The following is a 15,217-nucleotide window of genomic DNA, read 5'->3' as shown; positions in this document are numbered from 1 at the left end:
GAATAAATAGACCTTAGTATAATTATTTTAGGGATTATACAGCCTGGTGTATCACCATATTTATCCTATTTATAAGTTGAGATAATCTAGCACATGTCGTTAAAGTATTAAAAATTTGCGGTGAAGCCTCTTGTTGAGGAGGTGTTGTGATGAATACACACGCAAATGAACTAAAAAATTGTATATTAGAAATTACAAGAAAAATGAGTAATGTTCCACAGGAATTTTTACTTCTTAGAAAGCATGCTTTGTACGTCAGAATAAGTTTAGGTTTAAAAAACTTAGGCAATTTATTTTATCTTTTGAAAGTAATAGTTTAGGCCATGAAATTGGGAAGTTTTTTGAGTATAGTGATGTTTTCCCTACTACCTCAGCCTTTGTCCAACAACATAAAAAACTGAGTTATGAGGCTTTTAAATATTTATTCCATGAATTTATTAGACAAAATGATCATTCACCTACCTTCTATCGAGGCTATCGTCTATTAGCTATGGATGGAAGCGATCTATCGCCACCATATAATCCCAATAAAAATAATGTGGTAGAAAAAACATGTATCAACATTGCATTTAAATGCAGCCTTTGATGTAGAAAGTAAACAGTTTGTAGATGCAGTTGTTCAAAAGGAACTTAAAGAAAATGTATGCAGTGCCGCTTGTGAGCTTGTGGATGGACTTTCAGAAAAGTATCCCGTTATCATTATGACTAATCATGGATATGAGAACTAGAAAAACACAAAAATAAACCAAGAATAAAACAGTATTATTTTACTGAAGCATTCTTGGTTTATAATTAATCATTAAGAACGATAGCTAACTTAATGACATTGAAAACTATTCCGAATCCTTTTTATTTATTATTAATATTTACTTCTAATTTAAATACACAACTAAATTGTCGCTTACCTTATCTATATCTTTATTTTCAATATCTTTCTTACTAATATTAGTTAACTTTCTCTCTTGATTATCTACCCTTATAATGTTCTAGTTTAATAATTTGCACACTTTCCTTATAAGCAAGATGCTGTGCATAATTATATGAGCTAATCATTAAAATTCCATTGACTAAAATAGCTAATACAACCGCATACCCTACTTGTTTTCTATATTGGACTCGATTATCGCCATCTAATGTATAACTTGTTTCTTTCTTATTAACTATTCTACTCTCTTTTTGCTTATAAAACATGTATACCCCCTATTATACTTACATCTAATCTTTCCTTAGTTGTCCCCTTACTTTTACTGTCTACTAGATTAAGCGTTTGTGAGTAAAATGACTTCTTCCTTCTGCATAATCAGCTACAATTTGTCCATTGCCACATAGTTTATACTTATAAATAAGTAATCCTTCAAGGCCTACTGGTCCTCTTGCATGTAATTTAGATGTACTAATACCTACTTCTGCCCCAAATCCATATTTAAACCCATCACTAAAACGTGTTGATACATTTAAAAATACATTTCCTGAATCAACTAGTGTCATGAATTTCTCTGCTGCCTCCTTATCTTTCGTAATAATACAGTCTGTATGACCTGAACCAAATGTATTAATATGTGTAATAGCTTCATCTATATTACTTACGATTTTTATCGAAAGAATATAATCTAAATACTCTATTTTCCAATCTTCTTCTGTAGCTACTTCTACATCTATAATAGCTCTAGTTTTTTCGCAGCCTTTAATAATTACATCTTTAGCTTCTAATGAAGCTTTTAATTTAGGTAAATATTCTTTTGCTATATCTTCATGTACAAGTAATGTTTCTAATGCATTACAAACAGCTACATATTGTGTTTTAGAATCTGTCACAACTTTTACAGCTAAATCTACATCCACCATTTTATCTACATATGTGTGACAGATCCCATCTGCGTGACCCATAACTGGAATAGTTGAATTTTGCATGATATAACTTACAAAAGCATTTGATCCTCTTGGAATAAGTAAATCAATATATTTATCTAATTTAAGAATAGCATCTACATCTTCTCTGCTCTCCATAAGTGCAATCCAACCTTCTGGTAAGCCAGCTTCGCTAGTTACATCACGAATAATTTCAAATAAAATTTTATTTGTTTCTTTAGCTTCTCTTCCACCTTTTAGTAAAACAGCGTTACCACTCTTTAAACATAAAGTAGAAATTTGAACAAGTGCATCTGGTCTAGATTCAAAGATTACCCCTATTACTCCAATTGGACATGCTACTCTTGTTAAAATTAAATCTTTATCTAATTCTGTTTGTAATTGAATTTTACCTACAGGATCTTCTAATTTTAATAAACTTGAAATGCCTGCTACTACATCATTAATCTTAGCATCTTCAAATTTTAAACGTTTTAACAGTGGCATAGCTACATTCTCTTTTTCACTATTTGCCATATCAATTGCATTTGCTTTCTTTATTTCATCAGCACGTTCTAGAAGTGCTTTACTTATTGCTTTTAATGCATTATCCCTAGTTTCCCCGCTAGTTGCTGCAAGTGCAATAGATGCTTCTTTAGCTTTTTTTGCATTTTGCACAATATCCATATTTATTAACCTCCTAATTTACACATAGTACAAATTTAAATTTGTCAATAATACCTGATTTTAACCTTATTATATATTATCAATAATCTTCTTACAATTACTTTATTTAATTAACTAACTTGACATTTGCCTATAAAATATATTTTCGAATGTACATAACATATTATATTTCGACCTTTATTTACTCTTCAATTAGAGCTAAAAATTCATCTTCTGTTAAAATAGGAATTTTTAATTCTTTCGCTTTTTTATTTTTGCTTGAGCTTGATTCACTATCATTATTAATAAGGTAGTTTGTACTCTTACTCACAGAACCAGTTACTTTCCCACCTAAAGCTTCGATTTTAACTTGAAGTTCTTTTCTATTTTTAAAATGGTGTACATCTCCTGTTACAACAAATGTTTTACCTACGATTGGTGATTCTACAGATGTCATTAAATCTTCTTGTTTAAACTTAAGTTCTTTTACAAGATTTGTTACCATTTGTTTATTTTCTTCTAAACTAAAGTATTCATTAAATGTTTGTGCAATAACTGGACCTACCCCATCTATTTGAGTAAGTGCTTCGCTAGAAGCTAACATCATTTTTTCTAAGTCATTGTTGTAGTGTTTACAAATTAATTTAGCTGTTCCAAGCCCTACTCCATTGATACCTAATGCATAAATAAAGTTAGCAAGGGCTACTTCTCTTGATTTATCAATAGATGCAATAAGTTTTTGATATGATTTTTGTCCAAGCCCTTCCATTTGAATAATGTCTGCTTCATATGCTGCTAAATTGTAAAGTGATGTAAAGTCTTTTAAATAACCTTTTTCTAAGAACTTTTCAATTGTTGCTTCTGAAAGTCCTTCAATATTCATAGCATCTCGTGTTGTAAAGTGAGCAAGTGCACGTAATCTTTGTGCTTTGCAGTTAGCATTTGTACAAACTAATGTCTTAGCTGTTTTTTCTTTCTTAATTTCTGTATGCGCACCACAAACTGGACAATGACTTGGAATTTCAATTGTACCACTTTGTGTAAGGTTCTCCGCAATTTGTGGAATAATCATATTTGCTTTATATACCTTTACAGTATCTCCTACACCTAGTTTTAATTCTTCTAAAATACTCAAATTGTGTACACTGGCACGTTCTACTGTAGTTCCTTCTATTTCTACCGGCTCAAAAATAGCTACTGGATTAATAAGTCCTGTTCTAGATGTATTCCATTCAATATCTAAGATACGTGTTTCCACTACTTCATCTTGCCATTTGAATGCAATAGAGTCTTTAGGAAACTTAGCTGTTTCGCCAAGAGATGCTGAGTAAGCCTATTATCATAAGTAAGTACTAAACCATCAGAAGCAATTTCTTGTTTATCAATAAATTCTGCAAAGTATTGTACTGTTTCTTCAATATTAGCTGCTGTTACCTTTTTGTATTCTACGATTTGGAAGCCAATATTATGAAGCCATTCTAACTGCTCAGATTTTGTTTCAAACTCTGGCCCACCTACTGCTAAAGAAAAAGCGTATAATCTTACATTTCTTCTAGCTGTTACTTCAGGATTTAATTGTCTTACACTTCCGCTGCATAAGTTTCTTGGATTTTTATACTTATCTTCTTTTTCACCTAAGCGTTCATTAATTTGATTAAAGTCTTCATAAGTAATAATCGCTTCACCACGCACAACCATTCTTTCCTTATAATCAATTGTAAGTGGTACATTTTTAAATGTTCTAAAATTATTTGTGATTTCTTCTCCTACAGTCCCATTTCCTCTAGTTACTGCACTTACAAGTGTGCCTCCTTCATAAGTAGCTACAATCGTAAGTCCATCTAATTTCCAAGAAAGTAATCCTTCCTGATCTGCTAAAAATGATTTTAGCTTACTTACTTCTTTTGTTTTATCTAAAGAAAGCATACGTTTTAAATGGGTAACTTTTGGCAAGCTGCTTAAAACTTCATAACCAACATTTTGTGTCACACTTCCTGCTAGAATTGTGCCTGTTTCTTCTTCTAATCTTACAAGTTCATCATATAGTTCATCATACTCACGATTACTCATAATCTCTGTATCTTCTTGTTCATAGGCATATGCTGCTTTTTGTAAGATGCTTACTAATTCTTTCATTCTTGCTATTTTATCTATACTCATTATATTATTTCCTCTTTCCTCTAATCATCATGGTCTTCTTTTATTAGAGTAACCATTTTTACAGTTTCTAAAAAATAGACTCCTAAAAGTTTAACTTTCTTTCAGGAGTTCTATTTTGTCAATTATTTATCTTATTATAACCTATGTTTTGTAAAAATTAAATTATAGTTTTTTTAATTTAGCAAATCTCGTACTAAGCTGCTTTGTATCCCCGTTATCAAATGCGATTGTTACAAAGATATCATCATTTTTACTTTCAACATTTGTAATTGTTCCTTGACCAAACTTAATATGACGTATCACATCACCAGCTTTAAAATCAGCTACTGCACTTGGTAAATTCTCTGCTTTTTTCACAGCACCAAATGGTGAAAATGTATTTGTACGCATTGTTGGCATTTTAGGCTTTTCTACAGCTTTACCAATGAATGTTTTCTTTTCAGCACTGCTACTTGAACCACTACCTATAAATGTGCGTTTTTCCATGTCACGTTTTTGTAATAACCCTTGTGGTATGCCTGTTCTATTGAAGTTCGATTTTTCAGCATCAAATGGACTTCTTGGTTTTACATTTAAGTTTGCAAGATTTGTTACTTCTACAGGTAATTCTTTGATAAATCTAGATGGCATACTATATTGTGTACGTCCAAACATTGTACGTTGTTCTGCATAGAGAATAAAAAGCTTTTCTCTAGCTCTTGTAATCCCTACATAGCATAAGCGTCTTTCTTCTTCTAATTTATCATCACCTTCAGTAAGACTCATATAACTTGGGAATAATCCTTCTTCTACCCCTGGCATAAACACTATAGGGAATTCTAGTCCTTTAGCACTATGAAGCGTCATTAATACAACAGAGTTACTGTCTTCATCATAATTATCTACATCTGCTACAAGGGCTACTTCTTCTAGGAAATCTCCTAAATTAGGATCTTCAGCTTGTTCCATATAATGTACTGTCTTAGAAACTAACTCATCGATATTTTCAAGACGTTCTGTAGCTGTTTCACCTTCTGTCATACGAATATGATTTTTAAACTCAGTTTTTTCAATAACTGCATCAATTAATGCTTTAATATCATTTTCTTCTGCAATTTCTTTCAATTCTTCAATTAGGTTTGTAAATGATAATACCTTTTGCGATGGTCCTGCACCTAAGATGCCCATTTCTTTTGAAAGCTTAGCTGCTTCAAAGAAGTCCATATTATTACGGTCTGCATATTCACCAATTGATCCAATACTTGCTGCACCAATCCCACGTTTAGGTACATTAATGATACGTTTAAGGGCAATATCATCTTTGGAATTGCAAATTACTTTAAGATATCCAATGAGGTCTTTGATTTCTTTACGTTCATAGAATCGTACACCACCTAATAAACGATAAGGAATAGATGCTGAAATTAATTTTTCTTCCAGTACACGTGACTGGGCATTTGTACGGTATAAAATAGCAAAGTCTTTAAAGTTTCTATCACCACTTTCTACACTACGTATAATATTGGCTGTAATTGTTTCTGCTTCACGATATTCATTATTAGTAGGTACAACCGAAATGATTTCACCTGCTGGACTTTCTGTCCAAAGTTTCTTAGCCTTTCTGCCGCGGTTATGAGCTACTACACCATTAGCTGCATCTAGGATGTTTTTAGTTGAACGATAGTTTTGCTCAAGTTTAATAACTTTAGCATCTTTAAAGTCTTTTTCAAATCCTAAAATATTTGTAATATCAGCACCACGCCATCCATAAATAGATTGATCATCATCCCTACTACACAGAGGTTATTATGTGCTTTAGCTAACATTTCTACTAATTGATATTGGGCACCATTAGTATCTTGATACTCATCAACTAAAATATAATGAAATTTATTTTGATAATAAGTTAATGCTTCTACATTTTCTTTGAATAATAAATAAGTATTTACTAATAAGTCATCAAAGTCCATTGCATTATTTTCTTTAAGTCTTCGTTGATATTCTGTATAAATCTTTGCAATGATTTTTTCTCTATAATCTTCTCCAGCATTTTTAGTTGCTAAATCTGGTGTTTCTAGTTGATTTTTCTTACTGCTAATAGCACCTAAAACAGCTCCCACTTGGAAGTTCTTTTCACTAATGTCTAATGCTTTTAAAACATCTTTAATAAGTGCTTTTTGATCCGCTGTATCATAGATTGTAAAGAATCTTCCATAACCGATACTCTCTGCATATCTTCTTAAAATACGTACACTCATAGCATGGAATGTACTTACCCACATCTCATTTACTTCTTCTTCCCCAATGAGGTTACCAATCCTCTCTTTCATTTCTTTAGCAGCTTTATTGGTGAATGTAATCGCCAGGATATTCCAAGGTCTTACGCCTTTGTTTTTCACAAGATGTGCAATACGGTGTGTGAGCACTCTCGTTTTACCTGACCCTGCTCCCGCAAGTACTAGAAGAGGCCCTTCCGTTGTTAAAACTGCTTCTTTTTGTCTATCATTTAATCCACTTATAAAATCCATATTTATTCTCCTTTAAATCTAAAAGGTACTTTATACAAAAAGAAAGTGGCTAATGCCACATTCTTTTATCACCTATCTTCTTTCTGGTGGTATTCTCTCTAATATTATTTTATACCCATCTGAGCCATAACTTAAACTTCTATTTACACGACTAATTGTGGCTGTTGAGGCATGAGTCACTTCTTGAATCTCTGTATAAGTTTTCTTGTCTTGCAGCATTTTCGCTACTTCTAAACGTTGCGCAAGAGATTTGATTTCATGAATTGTACATACATCTTCAAAAAACGCATAACATTCATCTACCGTTTCAAGTGTTAAAATAGCTTCAAATAACTTATCTGTTGCTTGATCTTTTATCTTGGAGTTCATAATTTGTTTCATCTCCTCGCCTATATTATCACTTTATCATTGTACAGTATGAAATTAATTATTTCAATCTCTTTTGGGAAATATAAGAAATCAACATCTCTGTATTTGTATTTAGAACAAGATGTTCTGGAAATCCTACTTCTTCTAGTAACAAAATGCCTTCTTCAAACATTCCTAAGTCTAAATGAAAATGTGCATCCGTTCCTAACACAATAGGTGCTTCATAAACTTTACAATAACCTAACATTTCTATAAGATTTTCTCTTACACCAGGACGATAACTCGTTGGTTTAAGTGATGCAATGTTTACTTCGAGCAATGTCTTTGTTTCTTTTGCCTTTTTAACTAGTCTTTCTATGTCTATTGGATATCTTGCATCACCTGGATGTCCAATAATATTAATATATTTATTTTCCATAACTTTTTCAAGGCAGCTTGTTACTTCTTCTTTAGTTCCAAATGGAATACAAGGTGGATGTAAACTTGCAATAGCCATATCTAAGCCTTTTAATATGTCTTCATCTAAATCAATGTTACCTGAATAATCCATAATATTAGTTTCTGCACCTTTTAAAATACGTACGCCATACATTTTACATTTCATTAGGTATAATTCTTAGATTGGCAAAATGAAAAGCATGAGCGCCTCCCGGCATAGCTGATGTATGATCTGTAATAGCTATGGCTTCTAACCTCTTTTTACTCGCCTGCCTTACTAATTCATCTAATGTATTATAAGCATGTCCGCTTGAAACAGTATGCGTATGTGTATCTACTAAAAGTCTCATATCTTATTCCTCCAATAGTTGTCTAATCTCTAAATAATCTCTTTAATTTTTATAACATAAATTCTTATAATTTTAATGAAGTTATTATGTCTTTTGTATTATCTATCATAGTCGTTAACTTAAGACTAAGTTTTTCCAGCAACAATAAGTTGTTCTAAATAATCTTCTATTTTAGAATAGATGGTTTGTCTTAAACGTTTTTCATGCAAAGCCAACTTCCCTATTCTTTGAACTAAGTTAAAAATCGTCTCGTAAGTATGTAGTGTGATTCTTTTTAGTGTATAGAATTGATATAAATCTACAAGCAGTAATGTATAAAATCTTTGTATACTTACGCCTCTCCCCTGACTCTTAAGCATGCTTTAATCTACACTATCATAAAGTGGCATTGTAAGTAATGCTCCTAGAAGTTTCCCATAAAGAATTACTTCTACATATTTAGTTTTACCTACATGCATTTTGTCTAGCGAAAATGTGCTTTTTAGAATCTAAGCATACTCATCAACAGTTTATCAGATAAAGAAATCGTTGTAGCATCTAAAAGTTTAACATCTGAAAAATATTTCAATAATAAAGAGGAATGACTTTCTAAAGCATTGACATAGATTAAAGCAAATGCTCTCTGTAGTAATTTTTTTAGAAATGGAATACTTTCATTTAACCTCTTTGAAATAGCTTGTTTACTTAGAGATACACCATTTTGAATAGAATCACACTTTTCAACAATCACTTCTTCAGTAATATTTTTACAGTCTAACAAACCTAAAGACATTGCCTTTGCAAAGGTTTCAGGTAAAAGCTTAGAATGACGTTTCATAAAACCAGATGATTTAGCAATTTTTTCGATAATAGATGGTATAAAAAGTTTAAAAAGTCTAGATACTAACCTTGCAATATGCATGGGAAATCTCCTTTATCTGAGTGATGTTAGACTTAGAAGTTTCCCATTTTTGCTATTTTAATTACTGGAAAATTTTATTTATAAGTTAACACTTATGTATTATCTATATTGCATCCTTTACATTTATAATTTATAGTAATTTTATATATTTTTATTACATCAAGGAGTACATAATGAATCATTACAAACTTACTATAACCCGTATTTTCAGCATTATTATCGGTACATTACTCATCTCTATTGCAACGAATGCAATTATCATTCCAAATCATCTTTTAAGTGGTGGAATTAATGGTATTTCCATACTACTATACTTCCTTTTTAATTTCAAAGTGAGCCTTTTGGTTCTTCTACTTAACATACCACTTTTTATATTAGGATTCATATATTTAAAAAGATCTTATCTCACTTATAGCTTATTGGGTATGCTTATGCTTTCCTTCTGGCTAGAGTTTACAAGAGATATTACTATTCCTACCAATAATACGCTTTCTGTTTTACTATTAGGCGGCTTATTTCATGGAGTAGGTACAGCCCTTGTCTTTAAATATGATGGGTCAACTGGTGGTACAGATATTATTTCTAAAATTATTCATAAGCATTTCTCAATTAATATGGCTACAACTAACTTTGCTATTAATTTAGTCATTATTAGTTTATCTGTTTATTTCTTTAATATTGATATAGCTGTACTTACACTGTCTATGATGTTTGTTTCAAGTAGAATAACAAATTTCGTAGTAGATGGGCTTAATCGCAAACGTACACTTTACATTATTACAGATAAAAATCATTATCATACACTTTCTTATGCTTTGCTTACAGAACTTCATCGTGGCGCAACAATCATTCCTGCTATTGGTGCTTATACTTCTGAAGAAAAATATATTTTATTTACAACTGTAAGTATACGAGAAGTAGCTAAAGCAAAACAAATTATTTTATCTGTTGATCCAAAAGCTTTTATGACCATTACTGAAACATCCCAAGCTATTGGTAATGGACGAGGTTTTACAGAACTTCAAAATTCTATATAACCACTTGATGTACTTGTACACCAATTAAAGCCCATTTCACATGAACATTTGCCACAAGTATATGGACATCGAATGCGTATTGTACCATTATCATTTCCACTGTAAACGTATGGATGATTCATAGCACATTACCAGCTGTCCTTCAAAGTTTATACCTTCGGGTGGTGTTTTTGTGTTTCTTCAATTGATAGAAATAGTACCTTGGCCATTATATTTTTCATAGAGGGCCTGATCAAGTTCAGGTTTATCATAGCCTGCATCCATTAAGTAGTATGAAGGTTTAAATAGTTCTTCATAATCTTCCTTTAATTTTTGCACAAGTGGCTTTGCCATATCTATATCAGCTACATTAGCTGGAGTAATCATGTACGATAATGTACTACCACTAATGGACGGCATTTTTAAAATTCCAAGATTTAGGATGGAGCTTTTGTATTATATGATAGTCAAAAGGAGTTGCCATTAGCTGATTAAAATCAGCTAATGGCAACTCCTTCTTTTAACTTTTAATCCTTGAGATTAAACTTATATTTATTAACGAATAATTTGTGGGAAACCAACCTTCTTTTGAACCTTACGAAGTGTTTTTGTTGCAATGTAATTTGCTTTTTCTGCATTTGCTTTGATGATACCGTCAATATATGCTTTATCCTCAGAAAGTTCTTTAAATCGTGTTTGAAGAGGACGAAGTTCTTCTACTACAGCTTCTCCTACTGCTACTTTAAAATCCCCATAACCTTTACCAGCGAACTCAGCTTCAATCTCATTCATTGTTTTACCAGTAATAGATGAATAGATTGTCATTAAGTTACTAATACCTGGTTTATTTGCTTCATCAAAACATACTACTGCTTCAGAGTCAGTTACAGCACGTTTAAATTTACGCATAATTACTTCTGGTGCATCTGTAATTCTGATTATTGCATTTTCATCTTCATCAGATTTAGACATTTTCTTAGTTGGGTCTTGAAGCTCATAATTTTTGCGCCTACTTTTGAGATATAACCTTCTGGTACTTTGAATGTATCTCCATATACATTATTAAATCTAATCGCAATATCACGTGCAAGTTCTAAGTGTTGTCTTTGATCTACCCCTACTGGTACTAAATCTGTTTGATAAAGTAAAATATCTGCTGCCATAAGGACTGGATATGTAAAGAGCCCTGCATTAATATTGTCGCCGTGTTTTTGAGATTTATCTTTGAACTGTGTCATACGACTAAGTTCACCCATATAAGTAAAACAGTTAAGAATCCAAGCTAGTTCAGCATGTGCTGATACATGGGATTGCATATAAATAATGTTTTTCTCTGGATCAAGTCCTGCTGCGATATAAAGCATCATTAAATCTCTAGCATTTTTTCTAAGTGTAGCCGGATCTTGTCTTACTGTAATTGCGTGCATATCTACGATACAATATAAGCTATTATACTCATCTTGTAAATTTGTCCAATTCTTAAGGGCACCTAAATAATTTCCTAAGGTAATCGTACCTGATGGTTGCATACCACTAAAAATAATCTTCTTTTGTTCACTCATTTTTCGTGCACCTCTCTTAGTTTTTTATCTTCTTTAATGTTATCAGACAACTTCTGTTAAATCAAGGGAAAAGTCGATAGTTCTGTACGAATGAATATAATTATCATATAATAAGTTTATAAATATTTAAGGAGGATATAATAATGAAAAAAATTGCAAGTTTTACTGTAAATCACATTGACTTATTACCAGGTATCTATACATCACGTGTTGACTATATAAATGATAATGTTATCACAACTTATGACTTACGTATGAAAAGACCGAACTTAGAACCAGTTATGAACACAGCAGAAATTCATGCTATTGAACATATTGGGGCAACATTCCTTCGTAACCACAAGGATTTTTCTGATGAAGTCATCTACTTCGGACCAATGGGATGCCGTACAGGTTTCTACCTTATTTTAAAAGGTGATAGAAGTTCAGAAGCTATCGCACCACTTATTACTGAACTCTTTGAGTTTGTAGCTAACTTCCAAGGTGAAATTCCAGGCGCTACAGCCAGAGATTGCGGTAACTACTTAGATCTTAACTTACCAATGGCAAACTATGAAGCTAAAAAATACTTAGAAGAAACTCTTCGTAAATTAACACCAGCTAACTTAGTTTATCCACAATAAAATTTATTATTTAAAATATGAAAGGGACTATGAAACATCTACTTTATTTATAAGTATAAGATGATTCATAGTCCCTCTTTTATAACATATATTTCTTAATCTAGCTAACTCTACTATAGAATAATCATCGTTTAAACCATCAATCTATAGATTTTTAGAGGTTGCTGAATGTTGCCCAATTGCCTTATAGCTTTTAAACTCTTTAATTAATATTATTCCAACAATAACTGTTGAAATAATGTCACTTACTGACTGAGCAAGCCATACACCTTTAAGCCCACCTATTCTAGATGTTATATAAATTACTAGAATTAATATGACTACCTGTCTTAATAAACTAAGCAGTGTAGCAATTTCTAACATCGTCCCATTCCCATCAAACATTTTTACAAATGTAGCAGGTAGCAATTGAATATTGCAGAAGCCAATGACTAAAATTACTGTAGCAAACTCCATAGCTAATAATCTATTCTTTTTAGAGTACTCATAGTTTTTAGCCCCATAGTTATATCCAATAATAGGTTGTGCCCCTTGATTAATTCCGAAAATAGGTATAAGTACTAACATAACTATCGCACTAATTGATGTCATTGCACCAATGACAATTTGCCCTCCTGTTTCATTTAATGATTTATTCATAACAACTTGCACTAGACTAATAGCTAGCTATATAGCATATGGCTCTGTTCCAATAACAAAAATTGATTTCACAATAGTGGCTTCTAATTTCAGATTATTCTTATGTAGTTTAAGATTTGATTTTCCCTTTGTAAAGATAATTGCTGTACTCACTTGTGAAATAATCGTAACAAGTGCTACGCCTTGAATCCCCATGTTTACATACTGCATCTAATATCACATAATAATACAGCCAATTATCATGCAAATAACCGACATTTTGTGGCTGCCACCTGGACCCATCACACTTGTAAATACAAAGCTGCTTACATTGAAGATTGTTCCTAATAAAAAGATATTGATATACTTTTGCCCATAAGGAATGGGCTCTTCATTCCCTCCAAAAGCCCCCAATAAATTCCCTGCAAATAGCATACCAAAAATCATTAGCACAATTCCCATGATAACGGCAACTGTCACTGCATTTCCTAAAACTTGCTCTGCTTCTTTTTTTACCTTGCCCTAATCGAATAGATATTAAAGAAGTTGCTCCAATTCCAACAAGCATTGCAAGTCCTAATATAATCGTTAAAATAGGCATTGTAATTCCTACACCTGTTATAGCTTATAGCTAAATAGCCAATATCAGGTATCTGTCCTATAAATATATGATCTACCACATTATATAATGAATTAACTAGTATCCCGATAATAGCAGGTATTGAATACTTTATTAATAGCTTACCTACTGATTCATTTGATAACTCTATATCCTTACTCATTTTTTACTCCTTTTTCCTATATTTTATACTTACTGAGTATAATATAATCTTGTTATTGATACAACATCCCAAATATATTCATTTACTTCAATATATTGTATTACATTTTTTACCTTTTCCTTTAACATTTTAATAAGTATTACATATTATATTTATGAAAAAACTAATTTTTCAAGGAAGTGGCTTTATGTCAGGTTATATTAAACATTATTTTGTATGTGCAAACAGTGCAAAGGGATTTAGAAATCTTTTTGATTCAAATCTCCATATGCTTAATAAAATATATATATTAAAAGGTGGCCCTGGAACGGGAAAATCTTCACTTATGAAAAAAATAGGTACTTATTTTGCTAATGAAGATTTCGATATTGATTACATTCATTGTTCTTCTGATCCAGATTCTTTAGATGGCGTAGTTATTCGTAAGCTTAGCGTTGCTATCGTAGATGGCACTGCTCCACACATTATTGAACCAAAAGCACCTGGTGCTATTGAAGAATATGTAAACCTTGGTGTAGCTTGGAATATCCCAGAACTTCAAAAACATAAAAAAGAAATTCTCTATTTACAACAAGAAATTAGTTGCGCCTATTCTAAAGCGTATAAACACTTTACAGATGCTCTTAAAATCCATGATGAATGGGAAAAAATCTATATTGATCATATGGACTTAAAAAAAGCTGATCAATTAGCAACTAAAGTAGCACACGAAATTATTGGTACTAATAAACTAGATAAAGAAGCAACCATTATGCATCGTTTTTTGGTGCTTCTACAGCAGAAGGTTCTGTAAACTATGTACCTAATATCATTGAAACAGTTAAAAAACATTACTATATTAAAGGCCGTCCTGGTTCCGGTAAATCTACGCTTCTTAAAAAGCTTATGTATTTAGCCAATGAGCGTGGCATAGATGCTGAAATCTATCATTGTAGCTTTGACCCTGATAGCTTAGATATGGTTTTACTTCCAGAACTTGATGTTTGCATATTTGATAGTACAGCACCGCATGAATACGAACCAAATCTCACTAAAGATCATTTAGTAGATATGTATGCTGAAGCTATTGAACCTCAAACAGACGAAAATAATCATGAAGCTCTAAGTGATATCCAAAAACGTTATAAACAAACAATGAGTGCAGGCACCTCTGAACTTTCATATGCTAAAACACTTCATGATGATCTTGAACAATATTATATAAGTGCAAGCGATTTTACTAAGATTAATGCTATTTATGAAGACATTCTTGCTAAAATTAAATCTCTTATTTAATATTTATCCTATTTGTTAATCTCCTCTAATCTTTTATTCTCCACTGCTATTGAGATCTATTCTCTAATATCTTTAAAGCTCTTCTAGTACTATTTTCATATC

General features: G+C 31.7%; 17 protein-coding genes and 3 pseudogenes. 6 read left to right on the top strand and 14 right to left on the bottom strand.

Translation table 11 applies throughout. The features are described from left to right. Positions 1–149 precede the first annotated feature (149 nt). Together JCM14822_RS20595 and JCM14822_RS20590 are read left to right on the top strand one after the other, a co-directional pair. On the top strand, positions 150–320 hold the full coding sequence (locus tag JCM14822_RS20595; protein ID WP_157047828.1) for a hypothetical protein: 171 nt from the start codon (positions 150–152) through the stop codon (positions 318–320). Between the two features lie 243 nt (positions 321–563). After that, complete coding sequence (locus JCM14822_RS20590) at positions 564–728, top strand: hypothetical protein (protein ID WP_157047827.1); 165 nt, start codon at positions 564–566, stop codon at positions 726–728. Between the two features lie 238 nt (positions 729–966). Here the strand turns inward: JCM14822_RS20590 and JCM14822_RS15880 are convergent, their stop codons facing one another. The 9 genes and pseudogenes from JCM14822_RS15880 to JCM14822_RS15845 all read right to left on the bottom strand — a co-directional run bounded on the left by JCM14822_RS15880 (position 967) and on the right by JCM14822_RS15845 (position 9,239). Continuing rightward, the gene (locus JCM14822_RS15880; RefSeq protein ID WP_054743307.1) at positions 967–1,191 is read right to left on the bottom strand and encodes a hypothetical protein; all 225 of its coding nucleotides are present in this window, start codon (positions 1,189–1,191) and stop codon (positions 967–969) included. 63 nt (positions 1,192–1,254) lie between these two features. Further along, positions 1,255–2,535 carry a glutamate-5-semialdehyde dehydrogenase gene (locus JCM14822_RS15875; RefSeq protein ID WP_054743305.1) on the bottom strand — a complete coding sequence of 427 codons (1,281 nt, stop codon included), beginning with the start codon at positions 2,533–2,535 and terminating at the stop codon, positions 1,255–1,257. Positions 2,536–2,716: 181 nt separating this feature from the next. Next, positions 2,717–4,674: pseudogene (gene ligA / locus JCM14822_RS24635) on the bottom strand (NAD-dependent DNA ligase LigA). Positions 4,675–4,836: 162 nt separating this feature from the next. After that, positions 4,837–7,181, bottom strand: a pseudogene (locus tag JCM14822_RS24625) (ATP-dependent helicase). A gap of 72 nt (positions 7,182–7,253) precedes the next feature. Continuing rightward, complete coding sequence (locus JCM14822_RS15860) at positions 7,254–7,550, bottom strand: YerC/YecD family TrpR-related protein (protein ID WP_054743303.1); 297 nt, start codon at positions 7,548–7,550, stop codon at positions 7,254–7,256. 58 nt (positions 7,551–7,608) lie between these two features. Next, positions 7,609–8,154, bottom strand: coding sequence for a PHP domain-containing protein (locus JCM14822_RS15855; protein WP_306307367.1), 546 nt, complete (start codon positions 8,152–8,154; stop codon positions 7,609–7,611). Further along, positions 8,144–8,338 carry a PHP domain-containing protein gene (locus tag JCM14822_RS23255; protein ID WP_306307366.1) on the bottom strand — a complete coding sequence of 65 codons (195 nt, stop codon included), beginning with the start codon at positions 8,336–8,338 and terminating at the stop codon, positions 8,144–8,146. The genes JCM14822_RS15855 and JCM14822_RS23255 overlap by 11 nt, the downstream gene beginning before the upstream one ends. Positions 8,339–8,463: 125 nt before the next feature. Then, on the bottom strand, positions 8,464–8,697 hold the full coding sequence (locus JCM14822_RS15850) for a hypothetical protein (protein WP_054743302.1): 234 nt from the start codon (positions 8,695–8,697) through the stop codon (positions 8,464–8,466). A gap of 122 nt (positions 8,698–8,819) precedes the next feature. Further along, on the bottom strand, positions 8,820–9,239 hold the full coding sequence (locus JCM14822_RS15845; RefSeq protein WP_054743301.1) for a hypothetical protein: 420 nt from the start codon (positions 9,237–9,239) through the stop codon (positions 8,820–8,822). A gap of 173 nt (positions 9,240–9,412) precedes the next feature. Between JCM14822_RS15845 and JCM14822_RS15840 the strand changes: the two genes are divergently transcribed. Beyond that, a complete protein-coding gene (locus JCM14822_RS15840; protein WP_054743300.1) occupies positions 9,413–10,276 on the top strand; it encodes a YitT family protein in 864 nt (287 codons plus the stop codon). A 180-nt stretch (positions 10,277–10,456) separates the two neighbouring features. Here JCM14822_RS15840 and JCM14822_RS15835 read toward each other — a convergent pair whose 3' ends face one another. Both JCM14822_RS15835 and trpS read right to left on the bottom strand, forming a co-directional pair. After that, positions 10,457–10,675, bottom strand: a complete 219-nt coding sequence (locus JCM14822_RS15835; RefSeq protein ID WP_083461507.1) for a transposase — start codon at positions 10,673–10,675, stop codon at positions 10,457–10,459. A gap of 135 nt (positions 10,676–10,810) precedes the next feature. After that, positions 10,811–11,817, bottom strand: a pseudogene (gene trpS, locus JCM14822_RS24620) (tryptophan--tRNA ligase). A gap of 143 nt (positions 11,818–11,960) precedes the next feature. On the opposite strand from trpS, the gene JCM14822_RS15825 reads away from it, so the two are divergent. Continuing rightward, positions 11,961–12,440 carry an S-ribosylhomocysteine lyase gene (locus tag JCM14822_RS15825; RefSeq protein ID WP_054743298.1) on the top strand — a complete coding sequence of 160 codons (480 nt, stop codon included), beginning with the start codon at positions 11,961–11,963 and terminating at the stop codon, positions 12,438–12,440. 144 nt (positions 12,441–12,584) lie between these two features. Here JCM14822_RS15825 and JCM14822_RS22105 read toward each other — a convergent pair whose 3' ends face one another. The 3 genes from JCM14822_RS22105 to JCM14822_RS22095 are packed head-to-tail and all read right to left on the bottom strand — an operon-like array spanning position 12,585 to position 13,538. Next, positions 12,585–13,079 (bottom strand): MATE family efflux transporter, encoded by a 495-nt coding sequence (locus JCM14822_RS22105; protein WP_054743297.1) that lies wholly within the window; start codon positions 13,077–13,079, stop codon positions 12,585–12,587. A 27-nt stretch (positions 13,080–13,106) separates the two neighbouring features. Continuing rightward, complete coding sequence (locus JCM14822_RS22100; RefSeq protein ID WP_054743296.1) at positions 13,107–13,289, bottom strand: hypothetical protein; 183 nt, start codon at positions 13,287–13,289, stop codon at positions 13,107–13,109. A 6-nt stretch (positions 13,290–13,295) separates the two neighbouring features. After that, on the bottom strand, positions 13,296–13,538 hold the full coding sequence (locus JCM14822_RS22095) for an MATE family efflux transporter (protein WP_054743295.1): 243 nt from the start codon (positions 13,536–13,538) through the stop codon (positions 13,296–13,298). Between the two features lie 489 nt (positions 13,539–14,027). Here JCM14822_RS22095 and JCM14822_RS22090 point away from each other — a divergent pair, with 489 nt between their 5' ends. Together JCM14822_RS22090 and JCM14822_RS22085 are read left to right on the top strand one after the other, a co-directional pair. Continuing rightward, complete coding sequence (locus tag JCM14822_RS22090; protein ID WP_242861537.1) at positions 14,028–14,633, top strand: hypothetical protein; 606 nt, start codon at positions 14,028–14,030, stop codon at positions 14,631–14,633. A 92-nt stretch (positions 14,634–14,725) separates the two neighbouring features. Then, on the top strand, positions 14,726–15,115 hold the full coding sequence (locus JCM14822_RS22085) for a hypothetical protein (protein ID WP_242861536.1): 390 nt from the start codon (positions 14,726–14,728) through the stop codon (positions 15,113–15,115). The last annotated feature ends 102 nt before the right edge of the window (positions 15,116–15,217 follow it).

The organism is Cellulosilyticum ruminicola JCM 14822 (assembly GCF_001311925.1).
Taxonomy (GTDB): Bacteria; Bacillota; Clostridia; order Lachnospirales; family Cellulosilyticaceae; genus Cellulosilyticum; species Cellulosilyticum ruminicola.
This window is presented reverse-complemented; position numbering and strand designations above follow the sequence as displayed.

Bases quoted from the DNA above. Each gene is read 5' to 3' on its own strand.
- JCM14822_RS20595 (WP_157047828.1), top strand. From the start codon at position 150: ATGAATACACACGCAAATGAACTAAAAAATTGTATATTAGAAATTACA.
- JCM14822_RS15880 (WP_054743307.1), bottom strand. From the start codon at position 1,191: ATGTTTTATAAGCAAAAAGAGAGTAGAATAGTTAATAAGAAAGAAACA.
- JCM14822_RS15875 (WP_054743305.1), bottom strand. From the start codon at position 2,535: ATGGATATTGTGCAAAATGCAAAAAAAGCTAAAGAAGCATCTATTGCA.
- JCM14822_RS15860 (WP_054743303.1), bottom strand. From the start codon at position 7,550: ATGAACTCCAAGATAAAAGATCAAGCAACAGATAAGTTATTTGAAGCT.
- JCM14822_RS15855 (WP_306307367.1), bottom strand. From the start codon at position 8,154: ATGAAATGTAAAATGTATGGCGTACGTATTTTAAAAGGTGCAGAAACT.
- JCM14822_RS23255 (WP_306307366.1), bottom strand. From the start codon at position 8,338: ATGAGACTTTTAGTAGATACACATACGCATACTGTTTCAAGCGGACAT.
- JCM14822_RS15850 (WP_054743302.1), bottom strand. From the start codon at position 8,697: ATGCTTAAGAGTCAGGGGAGAGGCGTAAGTATACAAAGATTTTATACA.
- JCM14822_RS15845 (WP_054743301.1), bottom strand. From the start codon at position 9,239: ATGCATATTGCAAGGTTAGTATCTAGACTTTTTAAACTTTTTATACCA.
- JCM14822_RS15840 (WP_054743300.1), top strand. From the start codon at position 9,413: ATGAATCATTACAAACTTACTATAACCCGTATTTTCAGCATTATTATC.
- JCM14822_RS15835 (WP_083461507.1), bottom strand. From the start codon at position 10,675: ATGCCGTCCATTAGTGGTAGTACATTATCGTACATGATTACTCCAGCT.
- JCM14822_RS15825 (WP_054743298.1), top strand. From the start codon at position 11,961: ATGAAAAAAATTGCAAGTTTTACTGTAAATCACATTGACTTATTACCA.
- JCM14822_RS22105 (WP_054743297.1), bottom strand. From the start codon at position 13,079: ATGAATAAATCATTAAATGAAACAGGAGGGCAAATTGTCATTGGTGCA.
- JCM14822_RS22100 (WP_054743296.1), bottom strand. From the start codon at position 13,289: ATGCAGTATGTAAACATGGGGATTCAAGGCGTAGCACTTGTTACGATT.
- JCM14822_RS22090 (WP_242861537.1), top strand. From the start codon at position 14,028: ATGTCAGGTTATATTAAACATTATTTTGTATGTGCAAACAGTGCAAAG.
- JCM14822_RS22085 (WP_242861536.1), top strand. From the start codon at position 14,726: ATGTATTTAGCCAATGAGCGTGGCATAGATGCTGAAATCTATCATTGT.